Source organism: Actinoplanes couchii (genome assembly GCF_016862075.1).
Classification (GTDB): Bacteria; Actinomycetota; Actinomycetes; order Mycobacteriales; family Micromonosporaceae; genus Actinoplanes; species Actinoplanes couchii.
The window spans coordinates 37,776-59,491 of the sequence record NZ_BOMG01000055.1; the positions used below are offsets into that span (position 1 = coordinate 37,776).

A 21,716-nucleotide genomic window follows, 5' to 3' on the forward strand; every position below is an offset into this window, starting at 1 on the left:
CAGGTCCGCCGTGGGTCAGAGGGCCGCGCGGATCTCGTCGGTCATCGCGGTCGCGCGGGCCAGCAGGTCCGCCGTGGGTCCGGCGGCGAGAATGTCGTCGGCGAGAACCCGTAGCTGATCCCGCAGCACCAGATCGTGCACGTGCGGCACCTGTCGCTCGGGGGTCTGCCCGGCCTCGGCCCCCAGATCCGCCAGGCGCTGCACCAGGCCCTGGACCAGCTCGGATCGGGTGCCGGCTCCGCCTCCGGCCGGCGCCGCCCGCCACCGTCGCTCGTCCCAGTGGTGGATCTGGGTGAGCAGCCGGTCGACGGAGGTGGCGAAGTCGGGCATCCGGCGACGATACCCGGAACCCGGATGCCGGACGGCGGCCGGGAACGGGAAAACCCACCCCGCCGCCGCAGCGTGGGGTGGGTTTCTCGTGGAGCGGGGACAACGCCCGGTCCGTGGGGAGACGGGCCGGGCGTTGTGAGGTGACGACCGGCGAACCGTCAGTCGTCGCCGCCTTGGAAGTAGCTCAGCAGGCGGAGGATCTCGATGTAGAGCCAGATCAGGCTGACCAGGATGCCGAACGCCGCGGTCCAGGAGTACTTCTGGGGCAGGCCCATCCGCACGCCCTCTTCGACCTCGTTGAAGCTCAGGATGAAACTGAACGAGGCGACCAGGATGCAGATGATGCTGAAGCCGATGCCGATCGGGCCGGCCTCACGCAGGCCGGTGCTGACACCGAAGAGGCCCAGCACCAGGTTGATCATCATGACGCCGAACAGGCCCGCCATGATGGCGATCATCGCGCGGGTGAACTTGGGCGTGGCCCGGATGACACGTGCCTTGTAAAGGGCCGCCATCAGGAAGAACACACCGAACGTCGCGACCACGGCCTGAAGGACGATGCCCTCGAAGCCCATGATCTCCTGGTAGAACTTGCTGACCAGGCCGACGAACGCGCCCTCGACCACCGCGTAACCGATGACCAGCGCCGGGTTGGCCACCCGCATGAAGCTGATGATCAGACCGAGCACCAGGCCGACGATCGCGGCGCCGAAGAACACCGGACCGAGGATCGCGTCCGGAACAAGGTTCCACGCGGCGACCGCGGAGATGCCGGTGATGCCGAGCAGCGTGACCGTCTTGACGACCACGTCGTCGACGGTCATCGGCTGGACGGCCGGCGGTGCGGACGGGTAACCCGAAGCCGTGGGGTAGGGATCGCCGTAACCGGGCTGACCGTAACCCGGCTGCGCGGCCGGCCCATATGGCCCGTACCCGGCCGCTCGCTCCCGCTCGGCCGCCTGGCCGAGGCGCGAGAGCACCGGGTTTGAAGTCTTCACTGTTTCCAGCCTCCCTCGAGGATCAGGCACCATGCCTGTCGCTCAAGGGTAAGCGGTTCTCATGACAACCGCCGCAACGTGTAGCTGTGAGCCACCTGAGAGTGAGAGATGTTCACGCAGCTCAGAGCACGTTGAAAGCACATCAACAACGCGGCCGCGGCATGGAGCCGCGACCGCGGGAAGTGGTGCCCGGGGCGGGTCTCGAACCCGCACGCCTTTTGGGCAGCCGCTTTTAAGGCGGCCGTGTCTGCCATTCCACCACCCGGGCGGCCTGCGAACACCGTAGCTGGTGCCGCCCAGGCAGTGGAAACGGCCATGGCCACGAAATCAGGCGACCATGGCCGGGAGAATCAGCGCGACGCGGCGGTGACCTTCTTCTCCGGAGCCTTCTCGGCGGGCAGCGCCACCGGCGGCGTCACCTCGAGGAAGTCCTCACGCGGGCGGTGCAGCTGGCCGAGCGCCACGGTCTCCCGCTTGAACAGGAACGCCAGCACCCAGTCGGCGACGACCCGGATCTTGCGGTTGAACGACGGGATCCGGCTCACGTGGTAGAAGCGGTGCATCAGCCACGCGGGGTAGCCCTTGACCTTGATGCCGTAGACGTGCGCGACACCCTTGTTGATGCCGAGGCCGGCGACACCACCGACGTGCTTGTGCCGGTACTCCACCGGGGCGCCGCCCCGGATCACCTGGGCGATGTTGTCGGCGAGCACCTTGGCCTGACGGACCGCGTGCTGGGCGCTCGGCGAGCACCAGCCACCCGGGTTGGTCAGGTCGGGGACCTGCGCGCAGTCACCGGCGGACCAGGCGCCGTCGAGCGGCTCGCTGGTGTCGTTGTCGGCGACCTGCAGGGTGGGCAGGCAGTTGACGTGACCGCGCGGGCCGAGCGGCAGGTCGGTGTTGGCCAGCATCGGCGACGGCTTGACACCGGCCGTCCAGACCAGCGTCTCGGCGCGGAAGGAGTCCCCGTCGGAGAGCACGATCTTGCCGTCGACGCAGGACTGGAGGAAGGTGCCCAGCCGCAGGTCGATGCCGCGGGCGGCGAGCTGCCGGGCCGCGTAGGCGCCCATCTCCGGGCCCACCTCGGGCAGGATCCGGTTGGTCGCCTCGACCAGGATGAAGTGGACCTCCTTGGGGTCCAGCTCCGGGTAGTACTTCAGCGCGTCGGAGACCACGTCCTGCATCTCGGCGAGCGCCTCGATACCGGCGAAGCCACCACCGACGAACACGAAGTTCAGCGAGGCCTTGCGAACCTCCTCGTCCGGCGTCACGGCGGCGACGTCGAGCCGGTCGAGGATGTGGTTGCGCAGGTAGATGGCCTCACCGATGGTCTTCAGACCGATGCCGATGTCGCTGAGGCCGGGGATCGGCAGGGTCCGGGAGACCGAGCCGGGCGCCACGATGATGTGGTCGTACTCCATCTCGTAGGCCGGGCCGTCGATCGGCTGGATGGTGACGGTCTTACGAGCGTGCTCGAGCTTCGTGACCTCACCGGAGACGATGCGGCACTTCTTCAGCTCCCGGCGCAGCGGCACCACGGCGTGTCGCGGCGAAATGTTACCGGCCGCTGCCTCAGGCAGGAACGGCTGGTAAGTCATGTGTGGAACAGGGTCGATGACGACGATCTCGGCCTGGTTCCGGTTCAGCTTTTTGGACAGGCGGAGGGCGGCGTAAAGCCCGACGTGACCTGCTCCAACGACGACTATGCGCGGCGGATTCACCCACCTATTGTCGCGCGCGGAAGGGGTCTGATGCGTCGTTCTGTGACGATCACAACGGCCGAAGTCAAGTGACGAAACACTCAGAATTCACTCACGACGGGTCAGACGTGCTAGGACCATCGTCACAATGGCAGCCGCGCCCAAACCGACCAGGGTCGCCAGCTCGAAGGCGTCCCCGCCCAGGTCAGCGGTGAGACCCAGAGCCAGGATGATCACCACGGCGGAGATCAACACCACCACCAGCGATCGTACGATCCACAGCCCCGGCACGTCGAAATTGACTATCGCGTCGTACGGCAGCACAGCGGCCAGCGCGGTCAGTGTATGGGCCAGGTAGAGCAGTGTGGACAGCGCCAGCACCCGCATCAGGGTGACCGGCGAGCCGAACGCGGTGGTGTCGGCCAGCCAGCCGGCGATCACCACGAGAGCGGCGGCCGTACCGCCGCGGCCTTTCGGTGCCAGCGCCGGCCAGAGGGCGACCGCGGCGACCGTGAGGAAGAACCGCGGGCTGCTCAGCAGCTCGATCGGCCAGGCGACGCCGAAGGCGAGCAGGCCGGTGACGAGGACACCGCAACGGACGATGAACGGTACGGCGGTGGCCCGCCCCAGGGCGGTCTTCCACCGGTCCACCCGTCCGGTCACTGCGCTCAGCACGTGTCAGCGTCCCCTCGGTACCGAGGCCAGCCGGGACACGTCCCGCAGCACCAGGTCGAGGCTGCCGGCCCCGGCCCAGGCCACCACCGGCACACCGTGCTCGCGCAGCCGTCCCAGCACGTTCTCCCGTTCGATCTGCCACAGCCGGGTGGCCGCGGGCGTCCACTGGTTCTGCACCGGCGGAGCGGCGTCCGGCGGCAGGGTGTCGACCGCCACCACGTAGCGGCCGGACTGGGTGAGCTGGGCGAGCATGTCGGCCGCCCGCGGGTCGACCAGCGGGGTGAGCACCACCACCAGCGCCGACGACGAGACGTGGTGCGCGCCGAAGACGTTCTCGTACTGTTCGGTCTCGGTCGGCTGGGGCCGCACGTCGAGCAGCCACTCCAGCGCGGTCAGGTACTGCCGGCGGCCGGAGGCGGGACGCAGGCGACGGGAGTCGGCGCCGTACTCCAGCAGCGAGACCCGGTCGCCCCGGTGCAGGTAGTGCTCGGCGATCGCGGCGGTGGCCCGGACCGTGGTGTCCAGCACCGACGAGCCGCCGCGCACCCCGCCGGAGAGCCCGATCTCACCGAGCACGTCGAGCAGCAGCAGCACCTCGGCGTCCCGGTCCGACAGGGTCGAGGCCACGTGCAGGTCGCGGGTCCGCAGCGAGACCCGCCAGTCGATGCGGCGCAGGCGGTCCCCGGGGGCGAATTGGCGTACACCCGCAAGCTCTCCGCCCTCACCCGGACGCCGTGAGCGGTGCGCACCGACCAGCCCCGCGGCCGCCGGCATCGCCTCGACCGCCTTGAACGGCTCGGTGACCGGATAGACGCGCACGCCCTTGGCCGGGGTGACCACCGGCCGGCAGGCCAGCAGACCACCGCAGGCCGCGGCGCGCGCGGCAGCCGGGCCGACGTCCTGCCGGCCCCAGCGCAGAGCCTCGCCGGGCAGGTCGATCGCGGCCCAGCCGTCGGCGCCCACGGTGATCGCGAACGGCCGGTCGGCGTGCTCCAGCCGGAGCCAGCGCGAGTTCCGGGTCCGGACCACGACCAGGTCGTAACCGATCGCGTCCGGGTTGGCGACGATCAGCCCGGCGTCCACCTCGCCGCCCTCGACCAGGTGCGACTCGTCGGCCCGGATGGTGATCTCCGGGGCGGCGGCCGGGATCCGGCGCAGGTGGATCGCGGCGCCGATCGCGAACGGGGCCGCGAGCAGCGCCAGGTCGACCCGGCCCAGGGCCACCCCGAGCAGCAGGAGTACGCCGGTGAGCAGCACCGTCCGGCCGAGGGCACGCGTCGGCGCCCAGATCGGGCCGAACGGCTGCTCGGCCCCCTCCTCGTCGACGGGGACGGCCGGTCTCAGCCTGGTCGGGTCAGTCATGCCGGGCGTACGTCGGGAGCGCCCCGCTGGCCGGGGCCGGAACGGCGGAGAGCACCTCCTGGACCACGAACGTCGGGTTGACCTGCCGCAGCCACATCTCCGGGCGCAGGGTGATCCGGTGGGCGAGCGCCGGGATCGCGACGTCCTTCACGTCCTCCGGCACCACGTAGTCCCGGCCGGCCATCGCGGCCCGGGCGCGGGCCAGCAGGAGCAGGGCGAGCGAGCCACGCGGGGAGGAGCCGACCAGGACGGCGCTGTGCTCCCGGGTCGCCGAGGCGAGCGACACGATGTAGCGCCCGATCGAGTCCTCGACCGCGACCGACTCCAGGGCGGCCTGCATCACCTGCAGGGTCCGGGCGTCCACCACCGGGGAGAGGGTCGCCTCCTCCTGGCGCCGCGACATCCGGCGCTGGAGCACCGACCACTCTTCCTCGGCCGTCGGGTAGCCGAACGACACCCGCAGCAGGAACCGGTCGAGCTGGGCCTCGGGCAGCGGGTAGGTGCCCTCGTACTCGATCGGGTTGGCGGTCGCGATCACGTGGAACGGCGGGTCCAGCCGGTAGGTCACGCCCTCGACCGAGACCTGCTTCTCCTGCATCGCCTCGAGCAGGGCGGACTGGGTCTTCGGCGGCGTCCGGTTGATCTCGTCGGCGAGCAGCATGTTGGTGAAGACCGGGCCGGCCCGGAAGGCGAAGTCACCCTTGCGCTGGTCGTAGAGGAACGAGCCGGTGACGTCGGCGGGCAGCAGGTCGGGGGTGAACTGGAGACGGCGGAAGTCCAGCCCGAGCGCCTGGGCGAAACAGCGGGCGGTCAGCGTCTTGCCGAGGCCGGGCATGTCCTCCAGCAGCACGTGACCGCCGGCCAGGATCCCGGCCAGCACCAGTTCCAGCGAGTCCCGCTTGCCCACCACGACCGAGCCGACCGAGTCGAGCACCGCCCCGGCCAGCCGCCCGACCTCGTACGGGGGAAGAGCCTGCGTCACCGCTGCACCTTTCTCACAGTCGTTCCATGGCGTCTAGATAAGTCTCGACGTCGCGCGCCTTCAGACCGCGCCGGCGGCCCGGGTCGGCGAGTGCCGACCAGAGCTCGTCGCCGAGCAGTTCGCGGGCGCGGCGGGGGTCAGTGGCCCGGGTGATGCCGTGCCGCAGTCGCAGCCGTTCGTCGGTGAGCTCGGCGAGCACCGGCAGAACGTTACGCGCATACAGTTCCGGGTCCGAGTTGGCCCGGTCCAGGTTCCGCTCCCAGCGCCGGACCGCGGACCGCAGCGCGTCGGCGGACGGCCCGGCCTCGGCGCCGGTCTTGGAACGCAGCTTGGGCGCGGGTGGCGGGGCGACCGCCCGGACCGCGTGGATCACCAGCCGCAGGCCGACCAGCAGCGCGATCAGCAGCAGCAGTGAGATGGTCAGGTCGACGGCCCGCAGACCGGCGGTGATCACCACCGCGGCCAGGCCGATCACGACGGCGTTGCCGATCAGGGTGACCGCGATCGAGCGGCGTTTGACGACCGCTTCCGGTTCCTCGACGCGGCGCCGGCTGGTGGTGCCACCCGCCCCGAAGAGGTCGTCGAGTCCACCGTCACTCATACCTGCACCCCACCCAGGTCGGCGCGCAGGCGTTCCAGCGCGGAGCGGGCCTGCTGGCGCATCTGGTCGTCGACGGTGTGCGTCGCGTACCGCGCCTCCCGGTACACCGCCAGCAGCGCCGCCAGCACCCCGGCGTCGACCTGCTGCTCGGCCAGCAGCCGCCCGACGTAGTCGGTGGGACTGTCGCCGGGATGCCGGTGGGTGCCCGCCGCGGCGGCCGCGTCCTCCAGCCGCACCCAGCAGGCGATCACCGCGCGGCGCGGGTCACGGTCGGTGTCGGACAGCTCCTCCAGGCCGGCGTCCAGCGCGGCCACCAGGTCGTCGGCGGTCCGCTGCGGACGGCGCGGCGTGTGCTTGCCGGACCGGGCCGGGCGGCGGCGCAGGTAGTCCCGGACCAGCGCCCAGGTCAGGCCGATCACCATCAGCAGGGCGCCGGCGCCGAGCACGATCAGGGTGGCGGTGCCCACCCAGCCGGGCAGCGACTGGGCCGGCTCCGGGACGGCATCCTGGAAGCTGGGCCGCACCGACGGCTCGGGCGGCAGCAGCGGCGGTTTGGTGGTGGCCGCGGTCGATCGGGGCTGGATCCGGTCGAGCTGCGGCGCGGACCGGGTGGCGGCCAGCGCGATGACGAAGAGCAGCCCGAGGACGGCGGCGAAGGGCCACCATCGGCGCAGTGCGGCGAAATCCATGCGGGCTCAGATCCGTGACTCGAAGATTGTCGGCGCTCGCATCATGCCAAACCCGCCAGATCCTTCGCACGGCCGAACACCTCGTCGAGCATCAAGGGGGTCAGCCGGCCGGTGAAGGTGTTCTGCTGACTGACGTGGAAACACCCCAGCAGGACCGGGGCGCCGGGCACCGTCACCAGGGCGCCGTGCCCGAATTTCGGGCGTGGGACCGGGGGCCTACGGCCGTACGCCGCGGTCATCGCCGGCCACCACGCGGCCCAGGCGAACGCGCCGAGCGCCACCACCACCTTCAGCGTCGGCCGGAGGAGTTGCAGCTCGCGCCGGAACCAGGGGGCGCAGGTGTCGCGTTCCTCGGGTGTCGGCTTGTTGTCCGGCGGGGCGCAGCGCACCGCCGCGAAGATACGGGTGTGCCGCAACTCCAGGCCGTCGTCGGCGGACACACTGGTCGGCTGGTTGGCCAGACCGGCCCGGTGCAGGGCGGCGAACAGGACGTCACCGGAGCGGTCGCCGGTGAAGAGCCGGCCGGTCCGGTTGCCGCCGTGCGCGGCCGGGGCCAGCCCGAGGATCGCGATCTCGGCATCGGCGACCCCGAAACCGGGCAGCGGGCGGCCCCAGTACTCCTGGTCCCGGAAGGCGGCCCGCTTGGTGACCGCGATGTCGGTGCGCCAGGTGACCAGGCGGGGGCAGGCGAAACAATCCGCGATGCGGTCGTCCAGCAGGGGCAGCGAGGCGGTCGCGGTCGCCTCTCTTTCCACTTCCCCGGCGGTACGCGCGGACAGGCTGGACGGGAGCACCCGTCCAGCACAGCATCCCGGCGCTAGCCGCCCACCACCGGGGCCGAGGGAACCGCCGACGGATCCTCCGCGGGAACCCCCGACGGCTCCGGGGTCAGCGAGACGAACGGCGCGTCGTTCGCACAGCCCGGGTAGCCCACCGCCCGGCTCGGCTTGACCTCGCCGGTCTCCGCGTTCACGCAGTAGCCGTCGCCGAAGTGGATCGCCCGGCCGTCCTGGTCGTAGAGCTGCACGTCGGTGAGCAGGCGGCCGTCGCGGTCGTAGACGAAGACGTCCCGCACGTCGTCGTACTTCGACTGCGGGTAGCCGACCGGCTCGTAGTAGTCCCGGCGGGCCGCCTCGTCGGCCTCGACGAACCCGACGACGGCGAAGAAGACCAGCACCGCGCTGGCGAACTTCAGCGCCCGCCGCTTGCCACGTCCGGCCGGGCCGCCCCGGTGGCCCAGCCAGACCGAGCCGATGACGGCCACCGCGAGCAGGGCGAGACCCAGCACGAGTTCGCCGTTGATCCGGGGCAGCAGCCCGATCGAGTTCTCGCTCTCCTCCACGAAGAAGGACACCGCCATCGCCGCCAGATAGCCCCGGAGCACCCACCAGGCCGGGCGCAGGAGCACCAGGAAGTCCCGGGCCCTCGGGTACCCCAGCAACCGGCCGACGAACTCGTCGGCGACACGCACCCGACCGGCCAGCCGGGCCCGGTGCGCGGCGGCCTTGGCGGCGGCGCGGGACCGGGCGTCGGTCCGTGGTGGGGCCGGGTTCGCGCCGAGGCCCGCGCTGGCGCTGAGCTCGGCGGCGTATACATCGGGCGGGCCGAGGCGGTCCTCGAGGGAACCGCCGCCCTCGGCCAGCACCTCGGCCAGATGCTCGGGCAGGTCTTCGAGAAGCTCGTCCCGGATCTCGGCCGGCAGACCGGACAGTGCCAGCCGGACGCCCTCCACATAGACGGCGATCTCGTCCTGTGCCGTGAGGTTCACGCCTTCCCCCGCTCGCGAAGCAGATCTTCCATGATCGACGCGAAGCCGTCCCAGACCTTGGTGGAGCGTTGCAGCTCGGTCCGGCCGGCCTCGTTCAGTGCGTAGTACTTCCGGTGCGGGCCCTCGTCGCTGGGCACCACGTAGCTGTTCAGCAGTCCGTTGTTGAAGAGCCGTCGTAGCGTGCCGTAGACGGAGGCGTCACCGACGTCCTCCAGCCCGGCCGTCCGCAGGCGGCGCAGGATGTCGTACCCGTAGCCGTCCTCGTCCCGCAGGACGGCCAGGACGGCGAGGTCGAGCACGCCCTTGAGCAACTGGGTCGCATCCACGCCGTGGACAGTACTGCGCAATGCGAAGTACCGTCAACAGCGCACTACCCCGAAGGGCAGTGCACTTCTATCTCTTCTAAGATCGACGGCCCAGACCGCTGTCAAGAAGATCGCTTGACAACGGTCTAAGCCAACCCGAAGGCGATGCCGTCGAGGATGTCGTGTTCGGAGGCGATCACGAAGTCGTGACCGGACCGTTCGCTGATCAGCTTCATGATCAGGGCGCCGGCCCCGATCACGTCGGCCCGGCCGGGGTGCATCACCGGCAGCGCCAGCCGCTCGGCCACCGTCATCGCCAGCAGCTCATCGGTCACCCGGGCCACCACCGGCGCGTCGATCCGGCTGTGATGGATCCGCTCGGAGTCGTACTCGTCCAGCTCGTGCGCCAGCGCCGCTACCGTGGTGACCGTTCCGGCCAGCCCGACCAGGGTCTTCGCCGCACGCCCGCCGACCGCCGCCAGGGCGGTGTCGATCGCCGCGACGATGTCCGCCTCGGCCGCCGCCAGCTCGGCCGCGGTCGGCGGATCGCTGTGCAGGTGCCGCTCGGTCATCCGGACACAGCCGATGTCCATCGAGATCGCCTGCTCGACGGACTTGGTGCCGGTGACGAACTCGGTGGAGCCGCCGCCCAGGTCGTAGACCAGGTAGGGCCCCTCGGCGTCCAGCCCGCGGACCGCCCCGTCGAAGGAGAGCTGGGCCTCCTGCGCGCCGGTGATCACCTCCGGGTCGATGCCGAGCACCCCGCGGACCATGTCCCGGAAGTCCTGCGCGTTGGAGGCGTCCCGGCTGGCCGAGGTGGCGCACATCCGCACCCGGGTGACGCCCAGTTCGGCGATCTCCGCGGCGTACCCGAGAAGGGCCTTCCTGGTCCGCTCGATCGCCGCGGGGGCGAGCATGCCGGTCCGGTCCACCCCCTCACCGAGCCGGACGATCTCCATCCGCCGGGCGACATCGACAAGCTCGTCCCCACTGACGTCGGCGATCAGCAGACGGATGGCGTTGGTGCCGCAGTCGATGGCTGCTACCCGCACGCTCATGCCAAGACCTCCGCGCCGCTCCGGCCCGCCGGGGAAACCGCCCCGGTCACAGGTGCAGCAGCATTCTCGTGTTCCCCAAGGTGTTGGGTTTGACCCGTTCAAGATCAAGAAATTCGGCGACACCCTCGTCGTACGACCGGAGAAGCTGCTCGTAGATCTTGTGCGGCACCGGGGCGCCGTCGATCTCGGTGAACCCGAACGAGCCGAAGAACCGGGTCTCGAAGGTGAGGCAGAAGACCCGGCGCACACCGAGCTCACGCGCCTGGTCGATCAGGGCCGCGACGATCCGGTGCCCGATCTTCTGCCCGCGCCGGGCCGGATCGACGGCGACCGTGCGGATCTCCGCCAGGTCCTCCCACATCACGTGCAGGGCCCCGCAGCCGACCACCGAGCCGTCCTCGGCCTCGGCCACCCAGAACTCCTGCACCTGCTCGTACAGGGTCACGGTGGCCTTGCTGAGCAGCCGGCGATCGGTGGTGTAGGTGTCCACCAGGGACCGGATCGACCGGATGTCCCCGGTCCTGGCCCGACGGATGATCACTCGTCGGTCGCGATCCGCACGCAGGGCCCACCGGCCCAGTAGGGCTCGATCGCGTCGCGCACCTCGTCACCGAACGGGTTGACACCCCGCCCGGCGGCCAGCGCGTGCCCGAGGTGGACGTGCAGGCACTTCACCCGGTCCGGCATGCCACCGGCCGAAACATTCTTGATCTCCGGCACGTCCTCGATGGCGGTCCGCCGGTCCAGATAGTCCTGGTGCGCCTCGGCGTACTTCTTGGCCAGCTCGGGATCGGTGCTGAGACGCTCCTGCATGTCACGCATCACACCGGCCGACTCCAGGCGGCTGCAGGCGGCCGTGGCGTGCGGGCAGGTGAGGTAGAAGAGCGTCGGGAAGGGCGTGCCGTCGTCCAGACGTGGCGAGGTCTCCACCACGTCGGGGTTACCGCACGGGCAGCGGTGCGCGACCGCACGGGTGCCCCGTGGGCGGCGGCCCAGCTGGGCGGCGACGATGTCCAGGTCGGCGGGTGTGGGTTGTTCCATCGGTCCGGGTTCAGTCCTGAGGCTCTGCGTTGGCGGCTTCGACACTGCTCCACAGCGTGTCGTACCAGCGGTCCGGGGCGGCCGCCGGGGTCTGCTCCGCGGCCTTGCGAGCGGCGCCCTCCTTGTCGTCCACGACAAGCAGCGGCGTCTCGCCGGGACGCACGTAGAAGTATCGCTCGCGGGCCTGGATGCGCAGGTAGTCGTCGTCGCGCCACTTGGCCAGTTTCTTCGCCGTCTCGGCGATCTCGGCCCGTTGCGCGGCGGTGGCGCTCTCCATCTCGGCGATCTGGGACTCCTGCTCCAGATACACCCGGAGGGGGTAGGTGTAGGCCAGCGCCAGGGCGACGACCAGCGCGATGAGCACGGTGGCCCGGCTGGTCAGCGCGCGGGGGCGGGGCGCGTCGGTGCGCTCGGCGCCGGACCGGGTGGCCCCGGACGGGCGGCGGGCCGACGGCACCCGGACCGGGCCGGTGTTGCGGGCCGTGGTCCGGGACGAGGCGGTCCTGGTGCGGGTGGAGGTCGGGCGGCCTCCGGCACCGGTGCGGCGCCGGGTCGGGCCCTGGCCGCTCGGTGTACGGCGCTCCGTCATCTCCGACCTCCCCGCCGACGTCTCACGTTTTTGGTGACACCCGCAGAGAACCTATTCCTCCGGTACGGGTGCCACCAAACTCGATGATCCGGCGTTTACGCGTCAGGCGACGCGGTAACGCGGGAACGCGCCCGCACCGGCGTACCGGGCGGCGCTCTCCAGCTGCTCCTCGATGCGCAGCAGCTGGTTGTACTTCGCGACCCGGTCGGACCGCGCCGGGGCACCGGTCTTGATCTGGCCGGAGCCGACCGCGACGGCCAGGTCGGCGATGGTGACGTCCTCGGTCTCGCCGGACCGGTGCGACATCATCGTCTTGAAGCCGGCCCGGTGGGCCAGGTCCACGGCGTCCAGCGTCTCGGTCAGCGAGCCGATCTGGTTCACCTTGACCAGCAGGGCGTTGGCGGCCTGCTCGGCGATGCCGCGGGCCAGGCGCTGCGGGTTGGTGACGAACAGGTCGTCGCCGACGATCTGCACCTTGTCACCGATCTGCGCGGTCAGCGCGGACCAGCCGGCCCAGTCCTCCTCGTCCAGCGGGTCCTCGATGGAGACGATCGGGAAGTCGGCGGCGAGCTTCGCGTAGTAGGCGATCATCTCGTCGGTCGACTTCGGGGTGCCCTCGAAGACGTACGACCCGTCCTTGTGGAACTCGGTCGCCGCGACGTCCATGGCCAGCACGATGTCGCTGCCCAGGGTGTAACCGGCGGCCTGCACGGCCTCGGCGATCAGCTCCAGGGCCGCGACGTTCGCCGACAGGTTCGGCGCGAAGCCGCCCTCGTCGCCGAGGCCGGTGGAGAGGCCCTTCTTCTTCAGCACCGACTTGAGCGCGTGGTAGACCTCGGCGCCGCTGCGGACGGCCTCGCGGAAGGTCGGGGCGCCGATCGGCGCGATCATGAACTCCTGGACATCGACGTTGGAGTCGGCGTGCGACCCACCGTTCAGGATGTTCATCATCGGCACCGGCAGCAGCGACGCGTTCGGGCCGCCCAGGTAGCGGAACAGCGGCAGCTCGGCGGAGGCCGCGGCGGCCTTGGCGACGGCGAGCGACACGCCGAGGATGGCGTTGGCGCCCAGCTCCGACTTGTCGGAGGTGCCGTCCAGGTCGAGCATCTTCTGGTCGACCAGGCGCTGGTCCGACGCCTCGTAGCCGACCAGCTCGTCGATCAGCTTCTCCTCGATGTTCTCGACCGCCTTGAGAACACCCTTGCCGAGGTAACGGTCCTTGTCACCGTCGCGGAGCTCGAGCGCCTCGAAGGCGCCGGTGGAGGCGCCGGAGGGCACCGCCGCGCGGCCGACCGAGCCGTCGTCCAGGCCGACCTCGACCTCGACGGTCGGGTTGCCGCGGGAATCGAGGATCTCGCGCGCGACGATCGCTTCAATGGTGGCCATTAGTGTGTCGCTCCCTAACAGTTGTACGAATACAGTTTCGGTCCGCGACCCTGCGGGCCGACCACACCGTAGGAGCGTATCGAGTCCGGCAATGACGTGTTCGAGGGGCCGGTCAACTCCGCCGTCGATTCGCCTCAAACCCGGCACGTACCTGCCGAACCTCTGGACATGTTTCTCTCCGACGGATCCCGGGTGGAGATGGCCCACGGAACCCGGGTGCTGCCCGATGTCCGGGTGTTCCGGGCCACCGACACCGCGGTGACCCTCTCCCTGGCCCTCGACGACATCGAGATGAATCCCGGTGACGAGGTGACCGTCCGCTGGCCGGCCGGGCTCCGGGGCCGGTACGCGCTGCGCGGGACGGTCGCCGCGACCGACGAGAACCGGGTCCACGTCCGGTTCGCCGGGCAGCCGGAGATCGAGCAGCTGCGCGACTACGTGCGCGGGGGCGGCGGGGAGACCGTGCAGCTGGTGATACCCGGCGCGCCGGAGCGCTACGGGCGGGTGCACGACATCAGCGAACGCTCGGTGCGCGCCTTCTTCAACGGTGTCGGTTTCGAGCCCGGCCAGGACACCCGGCTGCGGGTCCAGCTGGCCGGCGACGGGGTGGTCGACTTCCCGGCGCGGGTGCTGCGAGCTGCCACGATCCGTCAGCAGGTGCCGGTCCGCGGGCCGCTGCTGACCGAGGTCGTGGCGATCTTCGAGCAGGACGAGCGACAGGCCAGGATCATCCGCCGGTACGTGATGCGGCTCCAGCTGGAGGCCCGGCGACAGGCCCGGTCCGACGACTCCCCGGAACCCGCTCCGACGGCCCGGATCATCGCGCTCCGATAATCCGGATTCGAATTTTAATTCCACCGGGCGGCCGGAATGAATGGAGGACTTCCGGCCCCTTAATTGTCAGGCCATTCGTCCTGGAATCATCGACGGCCGCCGACGGATACTCGATAACGCGGGGTCGGCGGACATGCCGGGGTGGTCTCGTGCCCGCCGCCCCGCGCCGGTATCGCCCGGCCGTCGGCCGGGATCAGACGCCGAGCAGGGTGCGCAGGTGGCGCGGCGGCGGGGAGCCGTGCGCCAGCATCGCGTCGTGCCAGGCCTTCGGGGTGGCGCCGAACGGGCGGGCCGCCGCGATCCCGGCGACCTCGGAGTACCCGACGAAGTAGGTGGAGAGCTGGGTCGACGTGAGCAGCGCCCGGCGCCACTTGCCGGCCGCCTCGGCCTCCTCCTGGAACCCGGTGCCGGTCATCAGGGCCATCGCCTCGGCCTCCGGCAGGTCCTCGCAGTGCGTCAACTGGTCGATGATCGCGTTGAGGCTCATCCGCAGCTGCATCTTGAGCTGCTGCAACCGCACCGGCAGCCCGCCGAAGCCGAGACCGGCCATCAGCTCCTCGGCGTAGACCGCCCAGCCCTCGACGAACGGGTCGGACCAGCCGAGCGCCCGCACCCGGGTCGCGGACCGGAACCGCCGCGCGTGCGCCAGCTGCAGGAAGTGCCCGGGCATCGCCTCGTGCACGGTCAGGTTACGCATCATCTCGTCGTTGTACTCGCGGTAGAGGCTGGCCACCCGGGCCTCGCTCCAGTCCGCGGGGGCCGGCGCGATGCAGTAGAAGGTGGGCACGTCGGCGGTCTCCAGCGGGCCGGGCGGATCGCAGTACGCCACCGCCACCCCGCGGGCGAACTCCGGCATCTCCTCGATCACGCACGGGTCGTCCACCAGGGACAGCACGTCGTTGACGCGTACGAAATCAATCGCCTCGTCCATCGTCGAACGGGCCAGGGCGACGATCGTGGAGCCGTCGGGGTGCTTCTCGGCCAGCGTGCCGAGGGCCCGGCGCACGGTCTCGTCGGTAGCCGGTCCGCCGATCAGCTCGGCCGCCGCCGCCCGCAGCTCCTCGCCCACCCGGGTCACGTTCTCCCGGGCCCGGGACAGCACCTCGCCGGCGGACAGCTCGGTGTCCAGGGTGTGCCAGAGCCGGGCCTCCCAGAGCGGCCGGCCGAGCCGGGGATCCCGGCCGGGTTCGCCGCTGTCCAGCCGGTCCCGCAGCCAGCCCTCGAACTCGCCGAACGCCGCCAGCGCGGCGGCCGCCACCGGCTCGGCCGCGGCGCGCATGCCGGGCTCCCGCTCCAGCAGGGCGGGCACCTCGTCGCGGATCAGCCGGGCGGCGCCGGCGAACTGGACGAGCGCCGTCCCGGTGTGGATCCGGGGCGTGTCGCGCAGCACCGCGCGGGCGGTGGCCAGCGTGTCGGGAATCGCGGCGAGCCGGCCGGAGAGGCTGGTCAGGCGCTCGTCGAGGGGCGCGAACGGCCTGGCGATCAGGCCGTGCAGCAGCGGGCCCGGGTTGTGCCGCAGCGGGTTCCACTCGTGCTCGCGGACGTCGGTCAGCTCGAACAGCTCCCGCTCCACCCGGGCCGACAGGATCGCGTGGTCGACCTGCTCCTCGGCGTCCAGGCCGTCCGGGTCGACACCGCTGAGCGCGTCGGCGGCGTCGCGCAGCATGGCGGCCCGGCCGGACACCGCGGCCGGGGAGTGGTCGGGCAGTCGGTCGTCGTAGCGGTGGTCGCCCGCGTACGAGGCGGTCGCGGGATCGCTCTCCAACAGGGCGTCGACGATGCGCTCGGCGAGCGGTACGAACTCCGGCATGCCTGAAAGTTACTGAACCTTTTTCAACCTCGCATGGCGGACGCGCCGGACGGCTCCGTCACCGGCCCCGCTCGGCCGCCCGCACCGCGTCGGCGAACGCCAGCGCGGCGGTACGCAACTCGGCCTCCGCGTCCAGCCCGGCGGCCCGCGCCTCGGCCACCACCTTGAGCAGCAGCGTCCCGAGCCCGTCGCCGTCCGGCAGCGGCACGTCCACCGCGCCGCGCTCGGTCCGGTGCAGGATCTTGGCGGCCAGGGCCAAGGCGGGCTGACTGAGCGCGATCCCGTCCAGCACCGAGTCCCGGGACTTCTCCTCGCGCTTGATCCGCTCCCAGTTGGCGGTGATCTCCTCGAGGTCGGCGACCTGCTCACCGGCGAAGACGTGCGGGTTGCGGCGGATCATCTTGTCGACGAGGTCACCCGCCACGTCGTCGATGGTCCACCGGGCGCTCTCGTCGTGGTCCTCGGCGAGCCGGGCGTGCAGCACCACCTGCAGCAGGACGTCACCCAGCTCCTCGCGCAGCGTGCCGAGGTCGTCGCCGACGATCGCGTCGTACGCCTCGTAGCTCTCCTCCAGCAGGTAGGGGGCGAGCGTCCGGTGGGTCTGCTCCCGTTTCCACGGGTCGCCGCCGGGTGACACCAGCAGGTCCATCACGGCCACCGCGTCCAGGAGCCGGGCGCCGGGCGGATCCCAGGAGCCGTACATCAGCTCCATCTCGGCCAGGTCCGGATCCCGGGTCAGGCGCAGCCCGAGCTGGCGGGCGAACGGCTGGTCCCCGGTCGGCCCGGCGAGCCACACCACCGCGGGCTCCCCGGCGATCGTGTCGAGCAGGCCCTGCGCGTCGGTCTCCAGCACGGTCACCGGCACCCCGTTGGCCCGCAGGGCGGCTGCCTGGGCGCTCTCCGCCGCGGCGTAGACCGGGTACGCCCGGACGGCGTCCCAGGCTTCGGCGGTGAGCAGCCCGGCCGGCAGCCGGGGTGAGGTGACCAGCAGGACGATCCGGGTGGTGACAGTGCTCAAGAGACGTCCGCCACCGGGGCCCGCAGATCCTCGCCGAGCGTGGCCGCGACCACCGAGTACGACTGCCCGGTCTGCTGGTTGCTGACCCCGAGCAGGCCCAGCTCGAACGGCTGGTAGCGCGGGTTGACCTCGATGTCGGCCTGGTCGGCGAGGGCCAGCAGGTCCCGGCGCACCGACAGGGCGGCGCTCAGGGCGGTCCGGTCCTCGGGGCTGAGCATCGAGTTGAACGAGGCGAAGTCGGTGCCCGGCTGGATGCCGCCGTTGGCGCTGATCCGGTCGAAGACGTCGCGCACCTCGGCCTCGGTCGGCGCGGGCGGGTTGGTGACCGCCTTGGTCAGCGAGTTCTGCAGCACCGCGTTCTCGGTGTAGAGCCGCACGTACTCATCCGTACCGGGCAGGCCGAACTGCGCGCCCGCCTCGTCGTACGGCACCCCGGCCGGGAGGCTCACGCCCTTCTCGGCGGCCAGCCGGCCGTAGAGGTCACGGCTGACGATCGCCCGGACCAGATCACCCCGCGTGTACGGCACCCGGACCGGCTCGGCCGACGCCCCGGCGGCCGGCGCCTTGTCGAGCAGCGTCTCGCGGCTCTCGTCCCAGATCCGCTGGACGCGGTCCTCGGTGATCGTCTCGCCGTCCCCGACCCGGGCGGCCATGTCCGCCGGCCGGAACCCACAGGCTCCCAGCCCACCCACGGCGAGAGAGGCAACGACGGCGATGGATGCGATTCTCCGGGCACGCTGCATGGTCAACACTCTCTCACGTCCGATGTGATCTTTGGCACCCCGGCCTCAGCGTGCCGCGACGGCCGGGGCCGGGACGTCGCCGAGGACGTCCTTCAGCAACTGGGCGCACCACTGCAGCAGGGCCTGGTCGCGGAGCAGCTCGCCGCCGATCCGGCGGGTGCTCGGGCGTGGGACGCTGACCTGGTCGGCGCCCGGCTTGTAGACCGAGTCCGGGTGGTACCGCTTCAGGCGCATCTGCTTGGAGTCCAGCAGCGACAGCGGCGAGAAGCGCAGGTGCTTGCCCTGCATCGACACGTCGGTCAGGCCGTACGCGCGGGCCAGCAGCCGGAACCGGGCCACCTCGATCAGGTTCACCACCGGCGCGGGCGGCTTGCCGTACCGGTCGGTCATCTCGGCCACCACCTCGTCCAGGCGGGCGGCGTCCCGGGCCTCGGCGAGCTTGCGGTAGACCTCCAGGCGCAGGCGCTCGACGGCGATGTAGTCGGTGGGCAGGTGCGCGTCGATCGGCAGGTCGATCTTGACCTCCGGCTCCTCCTCCTGGCGCTCGCCCTTGAACTGGGCCACCGCCTCGCCGACCATCCGCACGTACAGGTCGAAGCCGACACCCTCGATGTGCCCGGACTGTTCGCCGCCGAGCAGGTTGCCGGCGCCGCGGATCTCCAGGTCCTTCATCGCCACGTACATGCCGGCGCCCAGTTCGGTGTGCTGGGCGATGGTGGCCAGCCGCTCGTGGGCGTGCTCGGTCAGCGGCTTCTCCCGGGGGTAGAGGAAGTAGGCGTACGCCCGCTCCCGCCCTCGACCCACCCGGCCGCGGATCTGGTGCAGCTGGGCCAGGCCGAGCAGGTCGGCGCGGTCCAGGATCAGGGTGTTGGCGTTCGGGATGTCGATGCCGGACTCCACGATCGTGGTGCAGACCAGGACGTCGAACTCCTTCTCCCAGAAGCCGACCATCACCTTCTCCAGCTGTTCCTCGCTCATCTGGCCGTGTGCCACCGCGACCCGGGCCTCCGGCACCAGCTCACGGATCTTCGCGGCGGTCCGGTCGATCGACTCGACCCGGTTGTGCAGGAAGAAGACCTGACCGTCGCGGAGCAGCTCACGGTGGATGGCGGCGGAGACCTGCTTCTCGTCGTACGCCCCGACGTAGGTCAGCACCGGATGGCGTTCCTCCGGCGGCGTGGCGATGGTGGACATCTCGCGGATGCCGGTGATCGCCATCTCCAGGGTCCGCGGGATCGGGGTGGCCGACATGGTCAGCACGTCCACCGAGGCGCGCAGGGCCTTGAGCTGCTCCTTGTGCTCGACACCGAACCGCTGCTCCTCGTCCACGATGATCAGGCCGAGGTTCTTGAACCGGGTCGACTTGGCGAGCAGCCGGTGGGTGCCGATGATGATGTCGACCGTGCCGTTGCCGGCGCCCTCCAGGGTGACCGTGGTCTCCTTCGGCGTCTGGAAGCGGGACAGCTGCCGGATCTGCACCGGGAACTGGCTCATCCGGTCGGTGAAGGTGTTGAAGTGCTGCTGGGCGAGCAGTGTGGTGGGCACCAGCACGGCCACCTGCTTGCCGTCCTGCACCGCCTTGAACGCCGCCCGGACCGCGATCTCGGTCTTGCCGTAACCGACGTCGCCACAGATCAGCCGGTCCATCGGGACCTGCAGCTCCATGTCCTGCTTGACCTCGATGATCGCGGCCATCTGGTCCGGGGTCTCGGTGAACGGGAAGGCGTCCTCCAGCTCCCGCTGCCACGGGGTGTCCGGCCCGAACGCGTGGCCCGAGGAGGCCTGGCGGGCGGCGTACAACTGGATCAGCTGGGCGGCGATCTCCTTGACCGCCTTCTTGGCCCGCGCCTTGCTCTTCTGCCAGTCGGCGCCGCCCATCTTGTGCAGGGTGGGCGCCTCCCCGCCGACGTACCGGGAGAGCTGGTCGAGCTGGTCGGTGGGGACGAAGAGCCGGTCGCCGGGCTGGCCGCGCTTGGACGCCGCGTACTCGATCACCAGGTATTCCCGGTCGGCGCCGTTGACCTTGCGCTGCACCAGCTCGATGTAGCGGCCGATGCCGTGCTGCTCGTGCACCACGAAGTCGCCGGTCTTCAGCTCGAGGGGGTCGATGGTGTTGCGGCGGCGGGCCGGCAGCTTGCGCATGTCCTTGGTGGACGCGCCCCGGCCGCCGGAGATGTCATTGCCGGTGATCACCGCGAGCCGGGACGCCTCGTCGACAAAACCGTGGTTCAGCCCGCCGCAGGTGATCAGCAGCTGGCCGTCGGCGATCGGTTTCTCGATCGAGTCGGCCATGGTGACACCGAGACCGGCGTCGCGCAGCAGCTCGGCGGCCCGCTGGGCGGTGCCCTTGCCCTCGAAGACCAGCGCGACGGCCCAGCCCTGACCGGTCCAGCCGGCCAGATCGGTGGCCAGCCGGGCGGTCTCGCCGTGGTAGAGCGGGACCGGCTGGGCGGCGAGCGCGATGGCGTCACCCTGGTCCGGGCTCACCTCGACGGCCGCCGCGTCCTCCCACGGCAGGGCCTCCGCCCCGGCGGCCGGGTCGGCCAGGCCGAACGGCGAGACGGTCCACCACGGCTGCTGGAGGACGCCGGCATGGGCCCGTACGTCAGCAAGGGTCTTGAAAGCGACCGCGCCCACGTCGATCGGCGCCTGACCGCCGACCGCGGCCGCCGCCCAGGAGGCCTCCAGGAACTCGTCGGAGGTGCGGGTCAGGTCGTGCGCCCGGGTCCGGATCCGCTCCGGGTCGCAGAGCAGCACGTGGGTGCCCGCGGGCATGCAGTCGATCAGCAGCTCCATGCTGTCGGTGCCGCTGAGCAGTGCCGGGGCCAGCGACTCCATGCCCTCGACCGGGATGCCCTCGGCCAGTTTGTCGAGGATCTCGGCCAGCTCGGGGTGCTGCGCGGCCAGGTCCGCGGCCTTCGCCCGGACGTCGGGGGTGAGCAGCAGCTCCCGGCAGGGCGGCGCCCACAGGCGGGAGACCTGGTCGATGGTGCGCTGGTCGGCGACGGCGAAGGTGCGGATCTCCTCCACCTCGTCGCCCCAGAACTCGACCCGGGACGGGTGCTCGTCGGTGGGCGGGAAGACGTCCAGGATGCCGCCGCGGACCGCGAACTCGCCGCGCTTGGTGACCAGGTCGACCCGCGCGTACGCCATGTCGGACAGCCGCCGCGCGACCTCCTCCAGCTCCGCCTCGCGGCCGCTGATCAGCTCCACCGGCTCGAGGTCGCCGAGACCCCGCAGCTGCGGCTGGAGCAGGGAGCGGACCGGCGCGACGACGACCCGCAGCGGGTGCTCGCCGGGGTGGGCGAGCCGGCGCAGCACGGCCAGGCGGCGGCCGACGGTGTCCGAGCGCGGTGACAGGCGCTCGTGCGGCAGCGTCTCCCAGGACGGGTAGACGGCGACCGTGTCCGGGTCGATCAGGCAGCCGAGGGCGTCGGCCAGGTCGTCGGCCTCGCGGGAGGTGGCGGTCACCGCGAGCACCGGGCGGGCGGCGCCGCCGACGTCGGGCCGGCCGGCGACGGTGGCGACCACGAACGGGCGCATCGACACCGGCGCGGTCAGGTCGAGCGCGTCGGAGTCGACGAAGCCCTTGGCGGCGAGGTCGCGCGCGCGTGCGAGGCCCCGGTCACGCAGGGCGGCGGGAATCAGACCGGACAGTTGCATGACGAGCGACCCCCCGAGGGCACGACGAACGACCCCGGACCGGAAAGGGGCGGGGGTGTGGTTCCCAGCTTAGTCCGCCGGAACGTGAGAACCGTTATCGCACAGCATGTCCGACATCTTGTCGTGTCGCTCATGGAAAAGTGCCCGGACGTTGCACTCATTCG

At 71.1% G+C, this 21,716-nt stretch carries 21 protein-coding genes and 1 tRNA gene; 1 reads left to right on the forward strand and 21 read right to left on the reverse strand.

Going from position 1 to position 21,716, the window contains the following annotated elements:
• Positions 1-15 precede the first annotated feature (15 nt).
• From Aco03nite_RS21770 to eno, 17 genes are all read right to left on the reverse strand, one after another.
• Positions 16-330 carry a hypothetical protein gene (locus Aco03nite_RS21770; RefSeq protein ID WP_203797352.1) on the reverse strand — a complete coding sequence of 105 codons (315 nt, stop codon included), beginning with the start codon at positions 328-330 and terminating at the stop codon, positions 16-18.
• Positions 331-488: 158 nt separating this feature from the next.
• Positions 489-1,328 (reverse strand): Bax inhibitor-1/YccA family protein, encoded by an 840-nt coding sequence (locus tag Aco03nite_RS21775; protein ID WP_203797354.1) that lies wholly within the window; start codon positions 1,326-1,328, stop codon positions 489-491.
• 183 nt (positions 1,329-1,511) lie between these two features.
• Positions 1,512-1,596 (reverse strand) — tRNA-Leu (locus Aco03nite_RS21780).
• A gap of 82 nt (positions 1,597-1,678) precedes the next feature.
• Positions 1,679-3,049 (reverse strand): NAD(P)/FAD-dependent oxidoreductase, encoded by a 1,371-nt coding sequence (locus Aco03nite_RS21785; RefSeq protein WP_203797356.1) that lies wholly within the window; start codon positions 3,047-3,049, stop codon positions 1,679-1,681.
• Positions 3,050-3,136: 87 nt separating this feature from the next.
• The gene (locus Aco03nite_RS21790; RefSeq protein WP_203797358.1) at positions 3,137-3,703 is read right to left on the reverse strand and encodes a hypothetical protein; all 567 of its coding nucleotides are present in this window, start codon (positions 3,701-3,703) and stop codon (positions 3,137-3,139) included.
• A 3-nt stretch (positions 3,704-3,706) separates the two neighbouring features.
• On the reverse strand, positions 3,707-5,065 hold the full coding sequence (locus tag Aco03nite_RS21795; protein WP_203797360.1) for a DUF58 domain-containing protein: 1,359 nt from the start codon (positions 5,063-5,065) through the stop codon (positions 3,707-3,709).
• Complete coding sequence (locus Aco03nite_RS21800; protein ID WP_203797362.1) at positions 5,058-6,047, reverse strand: AAA family ATPase; 990 nt, start codon at positions 6,045-6,047, stop codon at positions 5,058-5,060. The genes Aco03nite_RS21795 and Aco03nite_RS21800 overlap by 8 nt, the downstream gene beginning before the upstream one ends.
• Before the next feature lie 13 nt (positions 6,048-6,060).
• A complete protein-coding gene (locus Aco03nite_RS21805) occupies positions 6,061-6,648 on the reverse strand; it encodes a hypothetical protein (RefSeq protein ID WP_203797364.1) in 588 nt (195 codons plus the stop codon).
• On the reverse strand, positions 6,645-7,337 hold the full coding sequence (locus Aco03nite_RS21810; RefSeq protein WP_203797366.1) for a DUF4129 domain-containing protein: 693 nt from the start codon (positions 7,335-7,337) through the stop codon (positions 6,645-6,647). The genes Aco03nite_RS21805 and Aco03nite_RS21810 overlap by 4 nt, the downstream gene beginning before the upstream one ends.
• A gap of 41 nt (positions 7,338-7,378) precedes the next feature.
• Positions 7,379-8,092 (reverse strand): uracil-DNA glycosylase, encoded by a 714-nt coding sequence (locus Aco03nite_RS21815; RefSeq protein ID WP_275415884.1) that lies wholly within the window; start codon positions 8,090-8,092, stop codon positions 7,379-7,381.
• A 62-nt stretch (positions 8,093-8,154) separates the two neighbouring features.
• Entirely contained in the window at positions 8,155-9,105 is a 951-nt protein-coding gene (locus Aco03nite_RS21820; protein ID WP_203797368.1) for an HAAS signaling domain-containing protein, read from the reverse strand.
• The gene (locus Aco03nite_RS21825; protein WP_203797370.1) at positions 9,102-9,431 is read right to left on the reverse strand and encodes a PadR family transcriptional regulator; all 330 of its coding nucleotides are present in this window, start codon (positions 9,429-9,431) and stop codon (positions 9,102-9,104) included. Before Aco03nite_RS21825 ends, Aco03nite_RS21820 begins: the two co-directional genes overlap by 4 nt.
• Before the next feature lie 125 nt (positions 9,432-9,556).
• Positions 9,557-10,468, reverse strand: coding sequence for a Ppx/GppA phosphatase family protein (locus tag Aco03nite_RS21830; protein WP_203797372.1), 912 nt, complete (start codon positions 10,466-10,468; stop codon positions 9,557-9,559).
• A 46-nt stretch (positions 10,469-10,514) separates the two neighbouring features.
• Positions 10,515-11,009 carry an amino-acid N-acetyltransferase gene (locus tag Aco03nite_RS21835; protein ID WP_203797374.1) on the reverse strand — a complete coding sequence of 165 codons (495 nt, stop codon included), beginning with the start codon at positions 11,007-11,009 and terminating at the stop codon, positions 10,515-10,517.
• Positions 11,006-11,509, reverse strand: a complete 504-nt coding sequence (locus Aco03nite_RS21840; RefSeq protein WP_203797376.1) for a DUF501 domain-containing protein — start codon at positions 11,507-11,509, stop codon at positions 11,006-11,008. Before Aco03nite_RS21840 ends, Aco03nite_RS21835 begins: the two co-directional genes overlap by 4 nt.
• Before the next feature lie 10 nt (positions 11,510-11,519).
• Positions 11,520-12,098: an FtsB family cell division protein gene (locus tag Aco03nite_RS21845; protein ID WP_203797378.1), complete on the reverse strand. Its 579-nt coding sequence runs from the start codon at positions 12,096-12,098 to the stop codon at positions 11,520-11,522.
• A gap of 102 nt (positions 12,099-12,200) precedes the next feature.
• Positions 12,201-13,484 carry a phosphopyruvate hydratase gene (gene eno / locus Aco03nite_RS21850; RefSeq protein WP_203797379.1) on the reverse strand — a complete coding sequence of 428 codons (1,284 nt, stop codon included), beginning with the start codon at positions 13,482-13,484 and terminating at the stop codon, positions 12,201-12,203.
• Positions 13,485-13,652: 168 nt separating this feature from the next.
• Here eno and Aco03nite_RS21855 point away from each other — a divergent pair, with 168 nt between their 5' ends.
• Positions 13,653-14,318: a PilZ domain-containing protein gene (locus tag Aco03nite_RS21855; RefSeq protein ID WP_203797380.1), complete on the forward strand. Its 666-nt coding sequence runs from the start codon at positions 13,653-13,655 to the stop codon at positions 14,316-14,318.
• Between the two features lie 193 nt (positions 14,319-14,511).
• Here the strand turns inward: Aco03nite_RS21855 and Aco03nite_RS21860 are convergent, their stop codons facing one another.
• The 4 genes from Aco03nite_RS21860 to mfd all read right to left on the reverse strand — a co-directional run bounded on the left by Aco03nite_RS21860 (position 14,512) and on the right by mfd (position 21,552).
• Positions 14,512-16,128, reverse strand: coding sequence for a DUF885 domain-containing protein (locus tag Aco03nite_RS21860; RefSeq protein WP_203797381.1), 1,617 nt, complete (start codon positions 16,126-16,128; stop codon positions 14,512-14,514).
• Positions 16,129-16,186: 58 nt separating this feature from the next.
• Complete coding sequence (locus Aco03nite_RS21865) at positions 16,187-17,146, reverse strand: nucleoside triphosphate pyrophosphohydrolase (RefSeq protein ID WP_203797382.1); 960 nt, start codon at positions 17,144-17,146, stop codon at positions 16,187-16,189.
• Positions 17,143-17,838, reverse strand: coding sequence for a hypothetical protein (locus tag Aco03nite_RS21870; RefSeq protein WP_203797383.1), 696 nt, complete (start codon positions 17,836-17,838; stop codon positions 17,143-17,145). Before Aco03nite_RS21870 ends, Aco03nite_RS21865 begins: the two co-directional genes overlap by 4 nt.
• Positions 17,839-17,934: 96 nt before the next feature.
• On the reverse strand, positions 17,935-21,552 hold the full coding sequence (gene mfd, locus Aco03nite_RS21875; RefSeq protein ID WP_203797386.1) for a transcription-repair coupling factor: 3,618 nt from the start codon (positions 21,550-21,552) through the stop codon (positions 17,935-17,937).
• Positions 21,553-21,716: the final 164 nt, after the last annotated feature.